This is a genomic window from Salininema proteolyticum, assembly GCF_042685645.1.
In the GTDB taxonomy this organism is placed as follows: Bacteria; Actinomycetota; Actinomycetes; order Mycobacteriales; family Micromonosporaceae; genus Salininema; species Salininema proteolyticum.
Map to the genome: position 1 here is coordinate 2124162 of NZ_JBHUNX010000001.1, position 19888 is coordinate 2144049.

Annotated in this window: 20 protein-coding genes; 8 read left to right on the forward strand and 12 right to left on the reverse strand. The window is 69.1% G+C overall.

All coding sequences use genetic code 11. From position 1 onward, the window contains the following. The first annotated feature begins 105 nt into the window (after nucleotides 1–105). The 4 genes from ACFTE1_RS09880 to ACFTE1_RS09895 all read left to right on the forward strand — a co-directional run bounded on the left by ACFTE1_RS09880 (nucleotide 106) and on the right by ACFTE1_RS09895 (nucleotide 3834). Nucleotides 106–927 (forward strand): M23 family metallopeptidase, encoded by an 822-nt coding sequence (locus ACFTE1_RS09880; RefSeq protein ID WP_380620582.1) that lies wholly within the window; start codon nucleotides 106–108, stop codon nucleotides 925–927. A gap of 192 nt (nucleotides 928–1119) precedes the next feature. Further along, the gene (locus ACFTE1_RS09885) at nucleotides 1120–1590 is read left to right on the forward strand and encodes a Dps family protein (RefSeq protein WP_380620580.1); all 471 of its coding nucleotides are present in this window, start codon (nucleotides 1120–1122) and stop codon (nucleotides 1588–1590) included. Nucleotides 1591–1595: 5 nt separating this feature from the next. Further along, nucleotides 1596–2411, forward strand: coding sequence for an inositol monophosphatase family protein (locus ACFTE1_RS09890; RefSeq protein WP_380620578.1), 816 nt, complete (start codon nucleotides 1596–1598; stop codon nucleotides 2409–2411). A 244-nt stretch (nucleotides 2412–2655) separates the two neighbouring features. Then, on the forward strand, nucleotides 2656–3834 hold the full coding sequence (locus ACFTE1_RS09895) for a type I restriction endonuclease (protein ID WP_380620576.1): 1179 nt from the start codon (nucleotides 2656–2658) through the stop codon (nucleotides 3832–3834). A 97-nt stretch (nucleotides 3835–3931) separates the two neighbouring features. Here the strand turns inward: ACFTE1_RS09895 and ACFTE1_RS09900 are convergent, their stop codons facing one another. Next, entirely contained in the window at nucleotides 3932–4810 is an 879-nt protein-coding gene (locus ACFTE1_RS09900; protein WP_380620574.1) for a hypothetical protein, read from the reverse strand. Nucleotides 4811–5083: 273 nt separating this feature from the next. After that, entirely contained in the window at nucleotides 5084–6220 is a 1137-nt protein-coding gene (locus tag ACFTE1_RS09905; protein ID WP_380620572.1) for an FAD-dependent monooxygenase, read from the reverse strand. A gap of 53 nt (nucleotides 6221–6273) precedes the next feature. Here ACFTE1_RS09905 and ACFTE1_RS09910 point away from each other — a divergent pair, with 53 nt between their 5' ends. Beyond that, on the forward strand, nucleotides 6274–6843 hold the full coding sequence (locus ACFTE1_RS09910) for a TetR/AcrR family transcriptional regulator (RefSeq protein ID WP_380620570.1): 570 nt from the start codon (nucleotides 6274–6276) through the stop codon (nucleotides 6841–6843). A gap of 136 nt (nucleotides 6844–6979) precedes the next feature. Here ACFTE1_RS09910 and ACFTE1_RS09915 read toward each other — a convergent pair whose 3' ends face one another. The 10 genes from ACFTE1_RS09915 to hisI all read right to left on the reverse strand — a co-directional run bounded on the left by ACFTE1_RS09915 (nucleotide 6980) and on the right by hisI (nucleotide 15987). Next, complete coding sequence (locus ACFTE1_RS09915) at nucleotides 6980–7744, reverse strand: WecB/TagA/CpsF family glycosyltransferase (protein WP_380620568.1); 765 nt, start codon at nucleotides 7742–7744, stop codon at nucleotides 6980–6982. A 4-nt stretch (nucleotides 7745–7748) separates the two neighbouring features. Then, the gene (locus ACFTE1_RS09920) at nucleotides 7749–8732 is read right to left on the reverse strand and encodes an NAD-dependent epimerase/dehydratase family protein (RefSeq protein WP_380620566.1); all 984 of its coding nucleotides are present in this window, start codon (nucleotides 8730–8732) and stop codon (nucleotides 7749–7751) included. 132 nt (nucleotides 8733–8864) lie between these two features. Further along, nucleotides 8865–9758, reverse strand: coding sequence for a hypothetical protein (locus ACFTE1_RS09925; protein WP_380620564.1), 894 nt, complete (start codon nucleotides 9756–9758; stop codon nucleotides 8865–8867). Continuing rightward, nucleotides 9751–10932 (reverse strand): FAD-dependent oxidoreductase, encoded by a 1182-nt coding sequence (locus ACFTE1_RS09930; protein WP_380620562.1) that lies wholly within the window; start codon nucleotides 10930–10932, stop codon nucleotides 9751–9753. The genes ACFTE1_RS09925 and ACFTE1_RS09930 overlap by 8 nt, the downstream gene beginning before the upstream one ends. Nucleotides 10933–11172: 240 nt before the next feature. Then, on the reverse strand, nucleotides 11173–12210 hold the full coding sequence (gene lgt / locus ACFTE1_RS09935) for a prolipoprotein diacylglyceryl transferase (protein ID WP_380620560.1): 1038 nt from the start codon (nucleotides 12208–12210) through the stop codon (nucleotides 11173–11175). 83 nt (nucleotides 12211–12293) lie between these two features. After that, nucleotides 12294–13085: a tryptophan synthase subunit alpha gene (gene trpA / locus ACFTE1_RS09940; protein WP_380620558.1), complete on the reverse strand. Its 792-nt coding sequence runs from the start codon at nucleotides 13083–13085 to the stop codon at nucleotides 12294–12296. Nucleotides 13086–13095: 10 nt separating this feature from the next. Then, the gene (gene trpB, locus ACFTE1_RS09945) at nucleotides 13096–14274 is read right to left on the reverse strand and encodes a tryptophan synthase subunit beta (protein ID WP_380620556.1); all 1179 of its coding nucleotides are present in this window, start codon (nucleotides 14272–14274) and stop codon (nucleotides 13096–13098) included. A gap of 14 nt (nucleotides 14275–14288) precedes the next feature. After that, complete coding sequence (trpC, locus tag ACFTE1_RS09950) at nucleotides 14289–15086, reverse strand: indole-3-glycerol phosphate synthase TrpC (RefSeq protein ID WP_380620638.1); 798 nt, start codon at nucleotides 15084–15086, stop codon at nucleotides 14289–14291. 2 nt (nucleotides 15087–15088) lie between these two features. Continuing rightward, nucleotides 15089–15637 (reverse strand): Trp biosynthesis-associated membrane protein, encoded by a 549-nt coding sequence (locus tag ACFTE1_RS09955; RefSeq protein WP_380620554.1) that lies wholly within the window; start codon nucleotides 15635–15637, stop codon nucleotides 15089–15091. Then, nucleotides 15634–15987: a phosphoribosyl-AMP cyclohydrolase gene (hisI, locus tag ACFTE1_RS09960; RefSeq protein WP_380620552.1), complete on the reverse strand. Its 354-nt coding sequence runs from the start codon at nucleotides 15985–15987 to the stop codon at nucleotides 15634–15636. Before hisI ends, ACFTE1_RS09955 begins: the two co-directional genes overlap by 4 nt. Before the next feature lie 202 nt (nucleotides 15988–16189). On the opposite strand from hisI, the gene ACFTE1_RS09965 reads away from it, so the two are divergent. The 3 genes from ACFTE1_RS09965 (at nucleotide 16190) to ACFTE1_RS09975 (ending at nucleotide 19790) form a co-directional block, all read left to right on the forward strand. Then, complete coding sequence (locus ACFTE1_RS09965; RefSeq protein WP_380620550.1) at nucleotides 16190–17950, forward strand: BCCT family transporter; 1761 nt, start codon at nucleotides 16190–16192, stop codon at nucleotides 17948–17950. Between the two features lie 95 nt (nucleotides 17951–18045). Next, nucleotides 18046–19008: a quinone oxidoreductase family protein gene (locus tag ACFTE1_RS09970; protein ID WP_380620548.1), complete on the forward strand. Its 963-nt coding sequence runs from the start codon at nucleotides 18046–18048 to the stop codon at nucleotides 19006–19008. Then, the gene (locus ACFTE1_RS09975; protein ID WP_380620546.1) at nucleotides 19005–19790 is read left to right on the forward strand and encodes an SDR family oxidoreductase; all 786 of its coding nucleotides are present in this window, start codon (nucleotides 19005–19007) and stop codon (nucleotides 19788–19790) included. The genes ACFTE1_RS09970 and ACFTE1_RS09975 overlap by 4 nt, the downstream gene beginning before the upstream one ends. The last annotated feature ends 98 nt before the right edge of the window (nucleotides 19791–19888 follow it).

A 19888-nucleotide genomic window follows, 5' to 3' on the forward strand; every position in this document is an offset into this window, starting at 1 on the left:
TCGCCCGAAGAGGGACAGTTCGATATCGCGCGTTCCAGATTGGACGTGCTATCGCACGTTAGTAGAATTGTTGTCCGAATCGGGTTCGTTAGGCTCGCCCGCATCATGGCTAATCACCGAGAAAATTCCGAGCCGAAGCCGGAAGACACGCAGAACCTCCGGATCCGTGCGATTCTTCGCCGCCGCCACATGCGCCGCGACCGCCACGCCTGGCGCATCGTCGCCGCGGCCCTCACCGCCGTCGTCCTGACCGGAGGAAGCGTCGCGTACGCCAACACCGCGCGGGTCGACCAGAAGGACCCGCAGGCCACCGAGGCCTACTTCGCCTCCCACAAGCTCCAGGACCGCCAGACGGAGGAGGACGAGCTCTCCGAGGCCCAGTCCATCCTCGAGGAGCGCATCCAGAAGGAAAAGGCCGCCGAGAAGGCCGCCGCGGAGAAGAAAAAGGCCGAGGAAGAAAAGAAGAGAAAGGCCGAAGAGGCCAAAAAGAAAGCCGAAGAAGAAAAGCGCAAGGCCGAAGAGGAGAAGAAGAAGGCAGCAGAGCCGAATTGGCAGCTCCCCTCCTCCGCCTCCATTTCCTCCGGTTACGGCATGCGCTGGGGCGCCATGCACAACGGCCTCGACTTCGCCGCCGACATGGGCTCCGACGTGAACGCGATCGGCGGCGGCACCGTCACCTTCGCCGGCGTCAACGGCGGCTTCGGCAACCTGGTCATCATCGACCACGGCAACGGCATCGAGAGCTACTACGGCCACAACTCGGCGATCAACGTCTCCGTCGGCGACAAGGTCTCGCGCGGCGACGTCATCGCCCAGGTCGGCTCCACCGGCGACTCGACCGGTCCGCACATCCACCTCGAAGTCCACGTCAACGGTGAGCCCACCGAGCCCACCGCGTGGTTCCGCGGCAAGGGCGTCGACGTCTGACAGACCTCAACCCCGTCCCACCCGGGGGCCGTCGCACTCGCGGCGGCCCCCTTCTCGTGCCCCGAGAGTCCTGAGCCGCACACCCCGTACGTTCCCAGCTACCTGACAGCGGTCGATACTAGAGTGGGGCGAGGCGCCCCTTCCGGGACGCCCGGAGTCCAGACCCCAGGCCTGAGAAAGTAGGAACGGCCCATGTCCACCACCAGCACCGCCCCGTCGGACGGGGAGCGCCCCTCCGCCGCCCCGGCGCTCCAGGAGTCCCTGGCCGAGCTGATCGACCTGTCCCTGCTGGGAAAGCAGGCGCACTGGAACGTCTACGGCAAGAACTTCCGCGCCCTCCACCAGCAGCTCGACGACGTCGTCGAGTTCGCGCGGCAGTCGGCCGACACCGTCGCCGAGCGGCTGGTCGCCATCGGGGCGAACGCCGACGGACGCGCCTCCACCGTCGCCGCCGAGTCCGGCCTCCCCGCCCTCGAGGAGGGCTCGCTCCCCGACACCACGGTCGTGACCTTCATGGTCGAGGCCTACACGACGACCATCGCCAACATGCGCCACCGCATCGAGGCCCTCGGCTCCACCGACTCCGTCAGCCAGGACCTCCTCATCGGCATCACCGCCGAGCTCGAGAAGCAGAGCTGGATGTTCCAGGCCGAGATGGCCTAGGGCTCATGGCAGCCCCGGAACCCGCTTCTGCCGAGGCGCCCCCGCTCTCCGACACCGCCGTGGCCGTGGCCGCCGCACGCGCCGGAGCCGACGTCGTACGCCGCATGGCCGGCGCGAGCCTCTCCCGCGTGGACAAGGGCGGCGGTGATTTCGCCACCGACGCCGACATCGCGGCCGAGCGGGCGATCCTCCGCGTCCTGCGAGCGCACCGCCCCGGCGACGCCGTCCTCGGTGAGGAGGGCGGCCGGCAGGGCGCCGCCGAGTCCGAACGCCAGTGGCTGGTCGATCCGCTCTGCGGCACGCTGAACTACGCCGCCGGCACCGGACCGGCCGCGGTCAACGTCGCCCTGCGAGGCGGTCCCGCCGCCGTCGCCGATCCCATGGACGGCGACCTCTACTTCACCGACGGCACGGGCGCCTGGAGCCACGCGGACGGCCGGGACTCACGACTCTCCCCCACCGCCGAAAGCCGCCTCGTGGACGTCAACCTCGATCCGCCCTTCCCCGGCGCCCCGCGCTTCAGCGTGCTCGGCATGCTGGGGCATCCCGACTTCCGGGCCCTGTTCCGTCCCCGGGTCGTCTCCACCTCGCTCGCGCTCGCCTGGGTCGCGGCGGGCAAGCGCGCGGCCTATGTGACCGACGGGGAGGACTTCGCCAGCAGCGTCCACTTCGCCGCGGGCATCGCGCTGTGCCGGGCGGCGGGGGCAACGGTGACCGCGCTCGACGGCGGTCCCGTCGGCGTGGGCGGTCTCGGACTCGTGGCCGCGGCCGACGCGGAGGCCCACAGGCTGCTGTTGAGCATTATCGGTGACAGGCCATGAATCCCAGCCCGGCAGTGACGGAGTCCCGGACTTCTGGAACAACGTAGAGCGAAGCTCCGCCTACCCGGACGACACGGTCTAGCTCAACGTCCGCCTCGAACACTGTCTACCTTACGAAGCAGCTCAGTGGACTTCTAAATGGCGCAATATCTTGATACGATATCCCCGCCGCAACCTGTCACCTTGGCGCTCAGTGATATTGCCATAGAGGCACTGCTGTACCCACTCTCGAAAGGAAGACTTCGTGGACTTTTCCGAAAAGCTCTCCGCACTCTCCGACAAGGTCAAGAATCAAGTCGACTCCGTGACCACAGAGGAGGCGGCGAAGAACGCCTTCATCATGCCCTTCATATCCAACGTCCTCGGCTACGATGTGTTCGATCCGAAAGAGGTCGTTCCCGAGTTCACGGCCGATGTAGGGGTGAAGAAGGGCGAGAAGATCGACTACGCCATCTTCCACGAAGGCGACGTGCAGATTCTGGTCGAGTGCAAGAAGTCCAATGGACCCTTGACCCTGGAACACGCCTCCCAGCTTTTTCGGTATTTTGCAGCTACGCATGCGCGTATAGCAATCCTTACGAACGGGGTCATTTATCATTTCTATACAGACCTCGACGCCCCCAACCGAATGGATGCCAAACCCTTCCTCGTCCTAGACCTCCTGGACACCGATGAGACACTGATCCCCGAACTCGCGAAACTGTCGAAAGAGTTCTTCAACCTGGATTCGGTAGTGAGTGCCGCGGAAGAACTGAAATATCTGGGGCAGATCAAAAGGCTTTTCGCCGCTCAGTTCACGAATCCCGCCGACGACTGGATCCGGTTCTTCACCACGCAGGTCTACGACGGCCCCTTCACCAAGAAGGTGAAAGAGCAGTTCACACCCCTAGTTCTGAAGGCCGCCGGCCAGTACATGAACGAGCGGGTCAATGACCGCCTCAAAACGGCATTGGAGTCCGGCACTAGTTCCCCTGAAAACAAGACGGACATCGACCAGGACAACGGAGAATCCACGGACGAGGACGACGGGTCCGGTATCGTGACGACAGAAGAAGAGCTAGCCGGTTTCCAAGTCATCAAGGCGATCGTCTGCTCCGAGGTCCCCCTCGAACGCATCACCTACCGCGACTCGAAAACCTACTTCGCCGTCCTCCTAGACGACAACAACAGGAAGACGATCGCCCGACTTCATTTCAACTCGAAGAGGCGCAAGCACCTCGGCACCCTTGACTCGAACAAGGCTGAGACCAGGCACCCCATCGAGACGATCGCCGACATTTACTCGCATGCCGACACACTGCGGAACACCGTGAAGAACTACCTCGACTTATTTGCCTTCCTGGCATTCATACACCGGGCCCGCGAAGGCCTTCAGATGACGGCTTCCTCACCGCAATTCATACAGGAATCGCATGCGCGGTGAGGAAGCCGCACCGGAACGCTCGGTGCGGCACACTGACGAACAGGCCCCGTTCATAACAGGACGAGTAGTGATCTCCGGCCTGGAACACGGCCTCGAATCATCCGCTATCGACTCCTGCCTCTTCTATATGAGGTTCCGGAGGCCGGCCGATGTCCTTCAACAGTTCGGCCACTTGCGCTCTGAGGTAGGCGATGTCGACTTTCCTCCCCGTGGCCGCGTTCACGACGGCCTGGACGTCCCAGGTGACCGCCCTGCCGAAGCGGGCGGGCCAGAGACCGATCCGCCTGACGGCGTAGGCGTCGGAGAAGTCGAGGAGGAAGCTGCCGAGGAGCCGGAAAAGGTCCTCCCGGGAGAAGACGAACCGGTGCCCGTTCATGCGCGGAGCTCCTGGATCACCCTTGACCCTCCAGAGCACGTCCCCGGTGATCAGGTCGTCCGCGGCCGTCAAGTAGTGCGCTCCCTCGAAGGCCGGACCGGTGGCGACCTGGTCCCCGGCGGTGAGCGCCACGGGGAGCCAGTCCCGCACGGCCAGGTCCTTCAGGGCGATCAGGTCGGTGAGCTCGGCCGGGGCGGCGAGGTGTTCGAGCCGTCCGGGGTCGGACGTGGCGAGGACGGAGGGGATCGCGCCTGTGCGGTCCACCGCCGTCATCGCGGCCAGCAGCCGGCACATCCTCGCCTGTTCGTCCTCGGTGGAGCGTTGGAAGACCCGCCGCTCCCCGGTGTCCTCGTCGGCGAAGGACCACGACCGGTAGTAGGAGGGGAAGGCCATGTCGGGGCGGTCCGCGGCGCTGGAGTCGGCGACCCGGTCGAGCGCGCTCATGTCCGGTGAGACGTCGACGAGGAACCGCATCCACCAGTCTATGGAGGACTCCTGCAGTTCGTGGTCGGTACCGCTCGGCGGGTCGACCGCGGCCTTGCCCAGGATCCGGCCAACCGGGCGGGTGATCCGGTAGTAGTAAGGGAACGTAGAGTGCATCCACCGCGCCAGAGGATGTCCGCGATCAGCAAGGGCGGCAGTCATACTCGGCACCGACCCATGATCGCAGCACAGCGGGGGCGGGGCAAGCGGGCCGTCCAGCGGCGGTGGCGGGGGTTACAGTCGGATCGGCTACGGGAGGGGCCCTGCCCCGAGGGGCCGCCCCTTCCCTGTCGGCGCCGAGACGGAAGGGAAGCGATTCGGAACGGCCCCTTCCTTCCCGGGAGGGCGATGTCGGACGGAGGACTATTCGACGTCGCCCGCGAGCGCTCCTCAATCCGCCGGCGGTCTCCATCCCAGCACGGGCGCCAGGCTCTTGAACGAGGAGCGGGCGGCGAAGCGGGATACCAGCCTGACGCCGGCGTTGCGGATCGCGACCGCGGCGGGGTTGGACTGGAGGGCCATGTCCTGCGTCCTCTTGGAGCGTTTGACGACCATGGCGGTGCGCGGCCTGCGGTCGCGGTCGTAGCCGTCGAGGCCGGTTCCCTTGTCGAGATGGTGGGCGAGCACGACGGCGTCCTCGATCGCCTGGCACGCCCCCTGCCCGAGGTTGGGGGTCATGCCGTGCGCGGCGTCGCCGAGGAAGGCCACCTTGCCCACGCTCATGCGCGGAATCGGCGTCTCCATGAAGTAGACGTCGTTGCGAAGCACCTTCTCCGGTTCGGCCTTCTCCAGCAGCTCGCCCACCGGCTCGGCCCAGCCGTCGAACATGTCGAGCAGGAGCCGCTTCTCGTCGGGGGCCTTGCCTCTCTCGGGGAGGAGGGCCGAGGCGTAGACATAGGTCTCGCGCGAGGATAGAGGCATGGTCGCGACGAGGCGCCCTCGTCCCCAGAACTCGGTGGCGGTGAGGTTCTCCGGCAGGTGCGGAACGACCGTCCGCCAGGTGACCTGCCCGGAGTAGACGGGCCCGGGGTGCTCGGGCAGGAGGCTCCGGCGGAGGGAGGAGCGGATGCCGTCGGCCGCGACGACGAGGTCGGCCTCGCGTTCACCGGAGTCGGTGGCCACGAGTCCCTTCTCGGCGTCCACGCTTCGCACGCGGCTGCCCAGGAGCAGTTCTCCGTCGTCGAGCTCGCCCGCGAGGAGGGAGACGAGGCGGGGCCGCTTCAGGACGACGGTGGTGTCGCCGAACAGCTCGACGGCCGCCTCCTGGTCGGTCCGCATGAGCCATCGGCCGTCCCAGGTGCGCACGCCCGCGGCGTACCCCTGGAAGGCCTCGAGGTCCCGGACCCGCTCCCCCAGGCCGATGGTGTCCAGTGCCCGCAGGGCGTTGGAGGCCACGGCGAGCCCGGACCCGACGTTCTCCAGGGCCTCGGCCCGCTCGTGGACCTCGACCCGCCATCCCTTGGAGCGCAGGCTCAGGGCGGCGGTCAGTCCTCCGATGCCTCCCCCGACCACTATGGCGCGACGCATGGGAATCCCCTTTCACTACAGATGTAGTACGACTACAGGTGTAGTATAACCCCATGGCGAGAACTCGATCCGAACAGGTGGCCGACGCGGCCATAGAACTGCTGGTTAACAGCGGAATGCGAGGTTTGACACACCGGGCGGTCGACGAACGGGCCGGACTCCCCACCGGCTCCACCTCCAACATCGCGCGTTCGCGGGAGGCCCTGCTGGAACTGGTCCTCGACCGCCTCTACGAACTGCAGGAGGCCCACTCCCACGCGGGCGAGATCCGGCCCCTGCCGCGGGAGGCCCTCGTCGAGTTCATCGCCGGCGCCCTCGAGTACCAGTACACGGCCCACCGCGAGCAGACCCTGGCGAGGTTCGAGATGGCGCTGGAGTCCAACAGGCGCCCGGAGTTGAGAGCGGTGTACGACCGAATGGGCGGGGACATAAGAAACTTGGCGATCAGGCTCATGGAGGCGTCCGGCTCGCGCGAGCCCGTCCGCCACGGGCTCATGATCATCGCCCATATAGAGGGGGTCACCTTCGAAGCCGTCGCCGGCGCGGGCGGGGCACCCGAGCCCGAACGGCTGCGCAAGGACCTCGCGGACCTCCTGTCGGGCATGCTGGACCCGAAACCGTAGAAGGCGCCGGAGGCGGAAGACGACGCCCTAGGCCCGGTCGAGGCGGCCCCGGAAGTCTCCGCGAGGGGAGCGGACATGGAAAGGGCCCGCGGGGAGCGAACTCCCGGCGGGCCCTAGACGTCGTGGACCGGATGACTCAGTCGCGCAGGTAAGGCGGGTTCCTGCGGATCTTCCACAGGTAGGCCGGGTTGTTGCGGAAGTACCGCTTCCACAGCCGCTTGGGCTCCTTGGTGAGCCGGTAGGCCCACTCCAGCCCCCGCTGCTGCAGCCACGGCGGGGCCTGGGGCACCAGTCCGGCGTGGAAGTCGAACGCAGCGCCGACGCCGAAGAGCGCCGGTGCGGTCAACTTGTCGCGGTGCGAGGCCATCCAACGCTCTTGCTTGGGCGTGGAGAGCCCGACCCAGACCAGGTCGGCGCCGGAGTCGTTGATGCGCTTGCAGATGTCCTCGTCCTCCTGCTCGGTGAGCGGGCGGAACGGCGGCGAGTAGTGCCCGGCGATCTTCACCCCGGGGATGCGCTCGGCGAGCTTCTCGGACAGAAGCTCCGGAACGCCCTCCTTGCCTCCGTAGAGGAACGACGACCAGCCGCGCTCGGCGGAGCGGCGGAGCACGTTGAGCATCAGGTCCGGGCCGTAGACGCGGTCCATCCACTCGGCGCCGGCCTCGCGGCCCGCCCACACCATGGGCATGCCGTCGGGAGTGGTCAGGCCCGAGGCGTTGTGGATCGCCTTGAGCTCCTCGTCGCGCTGCGACTCCATGACGCCGTGCACGCCGGTGACGCACACGTAGTGCCGCTCGCGCTGGTCGACCCAGCGGGTGACCTCGTCCAGGGCCATGTCCTGGTTGACGGTGGACACGCCGACGCCCAGGACGTCGACGCGGCGAAGTTGCGGTTCGGCCATGTCCCTAGAGGTTGTAGGACTTCTTGGCCTGGTCGTAGACCCAGCGGTACGTCTGGGTGATGCCCTCGCGCAGGCTGATGGACGGCTCCCAGCCGTACACCTTCTGGATGAGGGTGTTGTCCGAGTTGCGGCCGCGCACGCCCAGCGGTCCGTCGATGTGCTTGATCTTGATCTCGGTCTCCGCGACCTCGGCGACCAGCTCGAAGAGCTGGTTGATGGAGACCATCTCGGAGGAGCCCAGGTTGATCGGCTCGGTGAAGTCGCCGCGCGTGATCATCTTGGTGCCCTTGACGCAGTCGTCGATGTAGGTGAACGAGCGGGTCTGCTCGCCGTCGCCCCACATCTCGATCTCGTTGTTCCCGGTCAGGGCGGCCAGGGCGACCTTGCGGCACGCGGCGGCGGGGGCCTTCTCGCGGCCGCCGTCCCAGGTGCCCTCCGGGCCGTAGATGTTGTGGTAGCGGGCCACACGGGTCTGCAGGCCGAAGTCCTCGCGGAAGTGGCGGCACATGCGCTCGCTGAACAGCTTCTCCCAGCCGTAGCCGTCCTCGGCGTCGGCGGGGTAGGCGTCCTCTTCCTTGAGGGCCGTCAGGTTCGGGTCGGTCTGCTTGTACCCGGCGTAGACGCAGGCCGAGGAGGAGTAGAAGAAACGCTCGGCGCCGGCGTCGCGGGCGGCCATGAGCGTGTGCGTGGAAGGCAGGACCGAGAGCATGCAGGCGGCCTTGTTGTTCTCGATGAAGCCCATGCCACCCATGTTGCAGGCCAGGTTGTAGTACTCTCCGACGCCGCCGGCGACGGACTCCTGCGCGGCCTCCAGCAAGGAGAGGTCGCGCGAGTGGTTATCGGCCGGCTCGTGGACCTGGTACCACTCGTCGAAGGGCTTGATGTCGACCGCACGGACGGTCTTGCCCTCGTCGAGAAGGCTCTTCACCAGGTGACCCCCGATGAAGCCGCCGGCTCCGGCCACCACCGCGTCAACGCCTGTCGCCATTGTCACTCCTTGACTGTTCTGCACTATAGGTGTATGGGAGCCACTAGCTTACCTCCTCTGTCCGGGGGCGAACCACCTGGGAATGCGTGTCGAGAGACAGCACTCCCCCGCCGTCGCGGCGCACTCGGGCGGTCACAGGAGGGCGGCGGCGGGGATGTCGTTCGAGGAGGGTTCGGGGGGCGGAACGCAGTGGAAGGCGTAGGCCGGCCCCGAATGCCCGAGCCGTTCGGCGATGTAGGCCATGCGGCCCCGCTGGTGCGGGCGCAGCGGCAGCTGCCACCGGCCGGTGCCGAGGGCGGCGGCCTCCCCGGAGTCTCCCGCTGTGGCGATGTCGAGGACGAGGAGTTTGCGCTGTTCGCTGTCGGGGAGGACCACCCGGGCGGGAGCGGCGCCGGAGCCGCGTCCGACCAGCCAGTCGCGCGCGAGCCCGTAGAAATGCGGCCGGAACACCGCGCGGTGGAGGCGGGCCCGGGTCTTGAGCCACAGCAGCCGGTTGACGCGGCCGCGGCGCCAGCGGTCGAAGTTCTCGGCCAGGAATCCGTAGCGGTAGGCGAGGATCGGGTCGGCGAGGCGCCACGAGGGCTCCTCCCGCCACGCGGGGTTGGGCAGCGGGGAGACGGCGCCGGCCTCGGCGAGCGCGCGGAGGGAGGCGCGCACCTCTTCCTTGGCGTGGGGGCCGGTGCGCTCGATCTCGAAGCCGAGCCGGGGGCGCACGGCCAGCAGTTGGAGGACGTGGAGGTCGACCGCGGAGGGCTCGGTCCCGGTGTACGAGGCGAAGCGGGCGTCGGCGAGGTCGAGGAAGTCCGGTCCGCACAGCTTGCCCAGGACCCACTCCCCTATCGCGTGGAGCGGCAGGCGGGGGTCGCCGCGGTAGGGCTCGGGGTCGTCGAGCCGCGAGAGGACGGAGTCCATGGCCATGACGGTCAGCGGGTCGGGTTCTCGAGCGGGTCTTGCGCCCCTGGGCCGCGGTTCGGCGGCCGGCTCGCGCTGGCGGGGGATCCGGGGTTCGCCCGTCGGCTCAGGCATAGTCGACCCACCACATGTCGTCGGGCAGCTCCCATCGGCTGAGGTTGCGGACGTAGCGTTCCAGCCACGCGTCGGGGGTGGCGCGGACGAGGGAGGTGATGAGGTTCCTCTTGCGGCTGGAGAGCTTGAGGTGGCGCCGCCCGAAGCGGTGCAGGGCCTGCAGGCGTCCGCGCCGCTGCATCCGGTAGTGGTCCATGGCGGCGTCCATGTCCTCGGGCGCCTGGTGCAGGGCCCATCCGAGGGTCGCGGCGTCCTCGAGGGCGACGGTCGCCCCGACGGGGAAGACCGGCGCGGTGCCGGAGGCGCTGTCGCCGACCATGAGGAGGTGGCCGCCGTCGCCGGACTTGTGGTGGAGGCCGGTGGGGAGGGGGTCGACGGTCCGCACGAGGCTCTGGACGAGGTCCTCGGGGCGGGTGGCGCCGAGGTAGGCGGCGACGGGGTCGGGCCAGCCGCTGAACCACCGGTTGAGCAGTTCGTGCTGGATCTGGGCGGATTCGGGGCGCAGTCCCCCGGGCACGATGGCCATCCAGGCGGCGCCGTTCTCGCCGAGGTCGGCGTAGGAGAAGCGGCGTCCGTGCGCGCCGTGGATCTCGGCGGAGTCGCCCTCGCGGCGCGGCGCGCGGTGGGGCGGGAGGACGGCGTTGAAGGCCACCGCTCCGGCGTCGACGGCTTTGGAGCGCGGTTCGAGGAGGGAGCGGATGGTCGATCCGGTGCCGTCGGCGGCGACGACGAAGTCGGCGTCCCAGCGGCGGGTCCGGTCGCCTGCGGCCAGGCGGACGAGGTCGACGCGGCTGACGGTGGTGGAGTGGACGAGGTCCACCGAGGGTCCGAGCTTGGCGACCAGCGCCTCGAACAGGCGGTCCTGGCGGACGTAGACCGGCCGGACGGACTCGGGGTCGGCGGGGGCGAGCGCGAGGCTGCCGACGTCGGCGCCGGCCTGGTCGCGGATGGTGACGCGGTCGGGGGCCCGGGCGCCGAGGTCGAGGCGCGCGTCGATGCCCAGTTGGCGCAGGGCCTTGACGCCTGATTCCCAGAGGAAGAGGAGGACGGGTCGCTTCTGGAGGCGTTCGCGGGACTCCAGTACGGCCACCCGCCATCCGACCTTGGACAAGGCGAGCGCGCTGGCGAGCCCGGCGACGCCGGCTCCTACTACGACGGCACGTCTCTGGCGCACTTGTTCACACCTGCTCGGGGAGAGGACTCCTGGACCGCGGGACTGTCCGCGGCCGCCGCCTCACCCTACCCCGGAGGCGCCATCGCGGGCGTCCCCGGAGCAGGGAGCGGACTGTTCGTTTCGCGTGCGGGGCGTTACTCCCCGTCTTTGTCTGATTTAACCGAATCGTTCGATTTTCCGCCATTATCCTCTATCTCGTCGGAAGAGTCGTCGGCGGGCTCTTCCTCGGGGTCCGGGCCCTCAGTAGTCCAGACCCCGGTCGCGTTTCCGGTCTCGGTCTCGCTTCTCGGCGGGTTTGGTCTCCGGCTCGGCGGTCTTCTCGCCGGACTCCTCCGCGTCCTCCGGCTTGTGCGCCGGGGCCTCGTCGTCGAGCGGCAGGTGGACGCCGCGGGGCAGTCGCCCGGAGACGTAGCCGCACTCCTTCGCGTCGGCCGAGTTCCAGTCGGTCAGGACGCGCCTGCCGTCCACGGCGGTGAACACGCGGCGCTCGTCGCCCCGCTTGAACCACAGGTAGACGAGGGCTCCGAGGACGATCAGGATGCTGGTCCACTGGTTGAGCCGCAGCCCGAGGAAGACTTCGGCGTGGTCGATGCGCAGGCCTTCGACCCAGTAGCGGCCCACGCCGTAGAGGAGGACGTAGAGGGCGAAGGCGCGTCCGGCGCCGAACTTGAAGCGGCGGTCGGCGGCCCAGACGGCCACGGCCACGCCGACGTTCCAGAGCGCCTCGTAGAGGAAGGTCGGGTGGTAGGTGGCGTACTGGAAGTAGCCCGGCTCGCGGTAGGCCTCGTCGATCTCCAGGGCCCACCAGACCTCGGTGGGTTTTCCGTACAGCTCCTGGTTGAACCAGTTTCCGAAGCGGCCCAGGGCTTGCGCGACGGGGAGCCCGGGGGCGATGGCGTCGGCGAGCATGGGGAAGGGCAGGTTCATCTTGCGGCAGGCGATGTAGGCGCCGAGGGCTCCGACCAGGACGGCGCCGGGGATGCCGAGTCCGCCCTCCCAGATGGCGATGATCTTGGCGGGGTCGCCGTTCTCGCCGAAATAGGGCTGGGGCGTGGTGAAGACGTGGTAGAGGCGGGCGCCGATGATGCCGAAGGGGACGGCCCACACCGCGACGTCGAGCGTGGCCCACTTGGGGGCGCCGCGGGAGCGCAGGCGGGCCTCGGTGATCCACACGGCCGCGACGATGCCGACCATGATGCTCAGGGCGTAGGCGCGCAGAGTGAAAGGCCCGAGCTGCCACTCGGACACGCTCGGGCTGGGAATGAATGCCAGGTCCACGGATAAAGGACTTTCTCGGTCGGTGATCGCGGGTCTGGGACGTATCGTAGCGCCCGCCATCGCGATCGGCCGGGCCAGGTGTCCTACTTGTCGCGGACTCCGGCGGCGAGTTCCTCGGTCAGCTTCGCCAGGGCGCGGTGCCCCTCGGCCGTGGAGTCGGACCGCAGGTAGCAGTTGACCATGGCCGAACCGACGATGACCGCGTCGGCGTAGGAGGCGATCTCGGTCGCCTGGGAGCGCTCCTTGACGCCCAGGCCGACGCCGATGGGCAGGTCGGTGTGCTTGCGGGTGCGCTCGACGAGCGCGGGCGCCACGCTGGAGACCTGGTCGCGGGCGCCGGTGACGCCCATGACCGACTGCGCGTAGACGAAGCCGCGACAGAGCTCGACCGTCTCCCGGACGCGCTGGTCGGTCGAGGAGGGAGCGACGAGGAAGATCCTGTCCAACCCCTGCTCGTCGGAGGCGGCTACCCATTCCCCGGCCTCTTCGGGGATGAGGTCGGGAGTGATCAGCCCCGCTCCCCCGACTCCGGCGAAGTCGGCGGCGAAGGCGCCGACCCCGTAGCGCTCCACGAGGTTCCAGTAGGTCATGACGGCCACGGGAACCCGGTCGGACACGGTCTCCACCAGGTCGAAGACGTCCTTGGTGCGGAATCCTCCCGCGAGGGCGTCGACGGCGGCGCGCTGGATGGCGGGGCCGTCCATGACCGGGTCGGAGTAGGGCAGTCCGACCTCGATGAGGTCGATTCCGGAGTCGACGAGGACCCGAAGGGCCTCTTTAGAATCCTCGAAAGTGGGGAATCCCGCCGGCAGGTAGCCGACCAGGACGCCGCGGTTCTCCTCCGCGGCGCGGGCGAAGGCTTTCTCTACGGTCATGCTTCTCTCCCTAGGCCAGTCCGAAGTAGGTGGCGGCGGTCTCCATGTCCTTGTCGCCGCGGCCGGAGAGGTTGACCAGGATCGTCGACCCGGGGCTCTTCTCGGCCAGGCGCAGGGCACCGGCGACGGCGTGGGCGGACTCGACGGCGCAGATGATCCCCTCGGTCTTGGCGAGGCGTTCGAGCGCCTCCATGGCCTCGGCGTCGGTGACCGGCTCGTAGACCGCCCGCCCGGTCCGGGCCAGGTGGGCGTGCTCGGGTCCGACGCCCGGGTAGTCCAGTCCGGCGGAGATGGAGTGCGACTCGATCGTCTGTCCGTCCTCGTCCTGGAGGACGTAGGTGCGGGCGCCGTGGAGGACGCCGACCTCTCCGGCGGTGATGGTCGCGGCGTGGCGGCCGGTCTCGTACCCGTCGCCTCCCGCCTCGTAGCCGTAGAGGGCCACGTCGTCGTCGAGGAAAGCGGTGAACAGGCCCATGGCGTTGGAGCCGCCTCCGACGCAGGCGACGGCGGCGTCGGGCAGGGACCCGGTGGCCTCCAGGATCTGGGCGCGGGCCTCGTCGCCGATGCCGCGGCAGTAGTCGCGCACGAGCTTCGGGAACGGGTGCGGTCCGCCGACCGAGCCGATGAGGTAGTGGGTGTCGTCGACGGTGGCGACCCACTCGCGCAGCGCCTCGTTCATGGCGTCCTTGAGGGTCCGCGAGCCGGACTCGACCGGGACGACCTCGGCGCCGAGCATGCGCATGCGGGCCACGTTGAGCGCCTGGCGGCGGGTGTCCTCGGAGCCCATGTAGACGGTGCACTCGAGGCCGAAGTAGGCCGCCGCGGTCGCCGTGGCGACGCCGTGCTGGCCCGCCCCCGTCTCGGCGATGACGCGCTTCTTGCCCATCCGCCTGGTCAGCAGCGCCTGGCCCAGCACGTTGCGGATCTTGTGCGCGCCGGTGTGGTTGAGGTCCTCGCGCTTCAGCCAGAGGTCCGCACCGGCCTCCGCCGAGAGCCGCTCCGCTTTGTACAGCGGGGAGGGGAGGTTCGCGTACTCGCGGTTCATCCTCTCCAGCTCGGCGGTGAAGGCCGGGTCGTCCATCGCCTTGGCGTGGGCGTCCTCCAGCTCTTCGAGGGCGGCGATGAGGGCCTCGGGGACGAAGCGCCCCCCGAAGGGCCCCCAGTGCCCCAGTCGGTCCGGTTCGGTCATGGCTGTTCTGCCTTTCAGCTCCTAGGTGTGGCCGGGTGCTTCCCGGCCGTTACCAGTGCGGCGACGGCGTCGCTCGGGGCGCCGTGCTTGACTACGCCCTCGCCGACGAGGACGGCGTCGGCCCCGGAGGAGGCGTAGCGGATGAGGTCGCGGGTGGAGCGGACTCCGGACTCGGCGACCTTGACGACCGAGGCGGGCAGCCCCGGCGCGATGCGCTCGAAGGTGGAGCGGTCCACCTCGAGGGTGGTCAGGTCCCGGGCGTTGACGCCGATGACCTTGGCCCCGGCCTGCATGGCGCGGTCGGCCTCGATCTCGTCGTGCACCTCCACCAGGGCGGTCATGCCCAGCTCCTCGACGAGGTCGTGGAGTTGGACCAGGCGCTCCTGCTTGAGGGCGGCGACGATGAGCAGGCAGAGGTCGGCGCCGTGGGCGCGGGCCTCCCAGACCTGGTAGGGGTCGACGATGAAGTCCTTGCGCAGGAGGGGGACGGAGACCGAGGAGCGGACCGTGTCGAGGTCGGCCAGGCTGCCCTTGAAGTAGTCGGGCTCGGTCAGCACGCTGATGGCGGCCGCCCCGCCCCGGGCGTAGTCCGCGGCGAGGTCGGCGGGTTCGGGGACGTCGGCGAGCGCCCCTTTGGAGGGGGACTGGCGCTTGATCTCGGCGATCACGGAGACTCCGGGGGCGTTGAGCGCCCCGTAGCCGTCCAGCGCGGCGGGCACGTGGGAGACGGCCTCCTGGACCTGTTCCAGGGGAAGGGACTCGCGCCGCTTCTCCAGTCGGGCCTGGACACTCTCGACGATTTCATGAAGCACGTTCACGGTGTGGTCCCCTTCTCATCCGAGTCGGTGGGATCGGCTTTAGCTGCGATATTAGGGGATGTGGGGTCCTGCCCTGAATCGAGGGCGTCCCAGAGGGCCGAGGGTTCCCCGGCCCCGGCCGCCTCGGAGCGGTCGTAGCGCGACCCCCCGGCGGGCCAGGAGGGGGCGCTGGTCCAGGCCAGCACCGCGGCGGCGACCGCGATCACGGCGCAGGCCAGGGTCAGGGCGGACCACAGTCCGGCGTCGAGGTGCAGGGCGGCCCCGGCTCCCGCGGCGGCGGACATGGCGGCGGCGAGGAGGGCCGCGGCCCGGCGGCTCGCGGTGCCCTTGAGCGTCAGGAGGACGAGGAACGCCGCTCCGGCGACGAGCGCGGCGGGCATGATCCAGGGGGCGTAGTCGGTGCCGGTGGAGGCCGTCTTCTCGGCCAGGCCGAAGTCGTCGGTGACCATCTCGCTGGTCCAGTCCTGTCCGGCGATGAGCGCGGCGGCGCCGTTGAAGGCGAGGCCGGCGAGGACCGATATGCCCTTGGCGCGCCCGGGGCTCACCGGTCCGACCCCGCCGTCAGCGAGCGGCCGGTGAAGCAGGTCTCGGTGCCGGTGTGGCAGGCCGGGCCGTGCTGTTCGACCTCGTACAGGACGGTGTCGGCGTCGCAGTCGGCGTTGACGGAGACGACCTTCTGGGTGTTGCCCGAGGTCTCGCCCTTGACCCAGTACTCCCCCCGGCTGCGGGACCAGTAGGTGGCCCGGCCGGTGTCGAGCGTGCGGCGCAGCGCCTCGGCGTCGGCCCAGGCGAGCATGAGCACCGCACGGGTCCGGTGCTCCTGGACGACGACCGGGATGAGGTCGTCGGCGTTGAACGACAGTCCGGCTATGGTCTGCTCTTCGCTTTCCTCCACGGATCCATTGTGCCTGTGACGCCGCCGGACGGCATCGGCGGGTTCGCTCAGCGTTACATGCTGAGACGGGGTCCCTGCTCAGGTCACGCGGCGGTAACGACGATCATGATGTTCCCGTTCCCCCCACAACAGCCAGGTTTGCACATATAGGGTAAGTAGTCGTAATGTCCGATTGTCCGAAAAACCGCAACTTGAGGAGACCATGAGCGACCCGGATAATTCCCCGCCCGCAGCCCCGCCCGAGAAGCCGCCCGCCACCGAGTCCGACCGCCCGACGCGACCGGCCACCCTGCCGGTCGACTGGGTCGTGTTCGGTATCGCGGCTGTCGTGATCTTCGCCGTGGTCGGATGGGGCTTCTTCGCCCCCGAGAACTTCGACCGCCTCTCCGGGGAGGCTCTCAGCTGGGTCCTGAGCAACTTCGGCTGGTTCTTCATCGTCTCGGCGACCGTGTTCCTCGTGCTGGCGATCTTCATAGCCGTCAGCCGTTACGGCAATATCCGCCTGGGACGGGGCAACGAGGAGCCCGAGTTCGGCAACCTGCCCTGGATCGCGATGATGTTCGCCGCCGGCATGGGCATCGGCCTGATGTTCTTCGGCGTGGCCGAGCCGCTGTCGCACTACTTCGAAGTGCCCCCGCCCCTCGAGCTGAACCCCGCGAACCCGGCCTACTCCGAAGAGCGCGAGGCCGGCGCGATGATGTACTCCTACTTCCACTGGGCCCTCCACCCCTGGGCCATCTACGCGATCACCGGCCTGGCCTTGGCCTACTCCACCTTCCGCAAGGGCCGCGGCAACAACCTCGCCGAGGCCTTCCACCCGCTCATCGGGGGCAAGCGCTACGAGAAGCCCGCCGGGCGCGCGATCGACCTGCTGGCCATCTTCGCGACCGTCTTCGGCACCGCCGCCTCGCTGGGCCTGGGGGCCCTGCAGGTGTCGGTCGGCCTCGACATCGTCGTCGGCATCGACACCAACGAGTGGATCGAGCTGATCGTCATCGGGGCCCTGACCCTCGCGTTCGTCGCGTCCGCCTTCTCCGGCGTGCACCGCGGCGTCAAGTGGCTGTCGACGACCAACGTGCTGCTGGCGCTGTTCGTCATGCTGTTCGTGTTCATCCTGGGCCCCACCCAGTTCATCCTCGACGCCCTGCCGTCCTCGGCCGGCACCTACCTGCAGAACCTCGTCGGCACCTCCTTCAAGACCGGCGCGTTCACCGACCAGGACTGGATGGGCACCTGGACGGTCTTCTACTGGGCCTGGTGGCTGTCGTGGGCGCCGTTCGTCGGCACCTTCATCGCCCGCATCTCGCGCGGCCGCACCGTCCGCCAGTTCGTCGTCGGCGTCCTGCTGATCCCGTCGATGGGCTCGCTCACCTGGTTCGCCGTCATGGGCGGCACGGCCATCTGGATGCAGCAGAACGGCGTGGACGACTTCACCGCGGCCATGGGCCAGGGCGAGGAGTACGCGCTGTTCGCCATGCTGCAGAACCTGCCGGCCTACGGCCTCGTCGCGGGCGTGTGCATGGTGCTGATCGGCATCTACTTCGTCACCGGCGCCGACTCCGCCTCCCTGGTGCTCGGATCGCTGTCCTCCAACGGCTCGCTCACCCCGAAGAAGCCCCTGGTGGTCTTCTGGGGCCTGGCCATCGGCGGCGTCGCCGCCGTGCTGCTCATCTCGGGCGGCCTGGACGCGCTGAAGCAGGCCACCATCATCGTGGCACTGCCCTTCGTCGTCGTCATGCTGCTGCTGTGCGTGGCGCTCATGAAGGAGCTGCGGACCGACCCGGCCTCGCACCCGCTGCGGCGCCAGCTGCGCTCCATGGGCTTCCGAGAGACCATCCGCCGCATGGTCGGCGAAGAGGTCCAGCTCCACGCCCAGGAGGAGCACGAGTCGGTCAAGTGGAACCGCGGCAAGATCCGCATGGGAATCGGCAAGAAGGGCCGCAAGCCCGGCGGAGAGGAATGACCTCCGCTTGAACGGGGCCCGGCGGGAGACCGCCGGGCCCTTTCCATGTGCCAAACTGGAATCGATCCGCACAGACAGAAACGAGGAGGACGGACATGCGCGCCATCGTCGTTCACCAGACCGGCACGGCCGAGGCCATGAAGCTGCACGAGGGCGAGGACCCCGGTCCGCCTCCCGGCCAGGTGAGCGTGCGCGTCCAGGCGGCGGGCGTCAACTTCATCGACGTCTACCACCGCTCCGGCCAGTACCCCATCCCCACGCCCTTCACCCCCGGCTTGGAGGGCGCCGGCGTCGTCGCCGCCGTCGGGGAGGGCGTCACCGACTTCACCCCGGGCGACCAGGTCGCCTGGTCCCACGTGCCCGGCTCCTACGCCGACGTGGTGGTGGGCCCGGCGGAGAAGTTCGTGCCGGTCCCCGACCGCGTCGCCCCCGAGACCGCCGCCGCGGCCATGCTCCAGGGCCTGACCGCCCACTACCTCTGCAACGACGTCCACCCGCTGCGGGAGGGGCAGACCGTCCTGGTCCACGCCGCCTCCGGCGGAGTGGGCCTGCTCCTGACGCAGATGGCCAAGCTCAAGGGCGCCACCGTCATCGGGACGGTCTCCACCGACGCCAAGGCCGAGCTGGCCCGCTCCAACGGCTGCGACCACGTCATCGGCTACGAGGGTTTCAAGGACAAGGCCCGCGAGCTGACCGGAGGAGAGGGCGTCCACGCCGTGTTCGACGGCGTCGGCCGCGACACCTTCGACGGCTCCCTGGAGTCCCTGCGCCGCCGCGGCACGATGGCGCTGTTCGGCCAGGCCAGCGGCGCGGTCCCGCCGTTCGACCCGCAGCGGCTCAACGCCGCCGGATCGGTCTCCCTGTGGCGCCCCAAGCTCGCCGACTTCACCGCCACCGCCGAGGAGTACCGCGCCCGGGCGGCCGACCTGTTCTCCATGATCGAGGGCAACGACCTCATCGTGCGGATCAACCACCGCTACCCGCTCAAGGACGCCGCCCGCGCCCACAACGACCTCGAGGCCCGCAAGACCACCGGCAAAGTGGTCCTGATCCCTTGAGCGGCTTCACCATCCTCGTGTTCGGAGCCGGGGGTCACCTCGGCTCCGCCCTGACGCGCCGCGCTGCGGCGCTCGGCTGGAAGGCCGTCTCCGCCTCCCGCAACCACGGCGAGGTCCGGGTCGACATCACCGACCGCTCGGCCGTGGCCGACACCGTCGCGCGCGTCAGACCCGACGCCGTGGTCAACGCCGCCTACGTCCAGAGCAGCTGGAAGGTGACGGCCGACGGCGCGGCCCATGTCGCACTGGCGTGCCTGGGCACCGACACGCGGTTCGTCCAGATCTCCTCCGACGCCGTCTTCTCCGGCCGCGAACCCTCCTACGCGGAGGAGGCCGAGCCCGACCCCGTCACCCCGTACGGAGCGGCCAAGGCCGCCGCCGAGACCGCCGCGCGGCTGGTCCCCCGCTCTACGGTGGTCCGCACGTCATGGATCGTCGGATACGACACCGAGAGCCCCTACCGCCGCCTGGTCGACGACGCCCTGGCCGGACGCAAGGCCCTGTTCACCGACGACTTCCGGTGCCCCATCCACGTCGACGACCTCTCCGAGGGAGTCCTGTCCGCCGTCGACCGCGAGGTCGAGGGAACGCTGCACCTCGGCGGCCCGGACGCGCTCTCGCGCCACGAGCTCGGACGGCGGCTCGCCGTGCGTTTCGGCAAGGACCCCGACGCCCTGCCCACGGGGCTCAAGGCCGAGGCGATCCCCGGTTCGCCCCTGGACGTCCGGCTCGACTCGCGGCGCACCACGGACCTGCTGGGCCTCTCGCCGCGCTCGCTGTGAGGCCGCCGCACCCCGGCGGAATGAGCGCGCAGCAACGACTCCTGCCGAAACGGCGGCCCGGGCTCCCGCCCCGGCTGCGGAGAACACGGCGTCCCGGG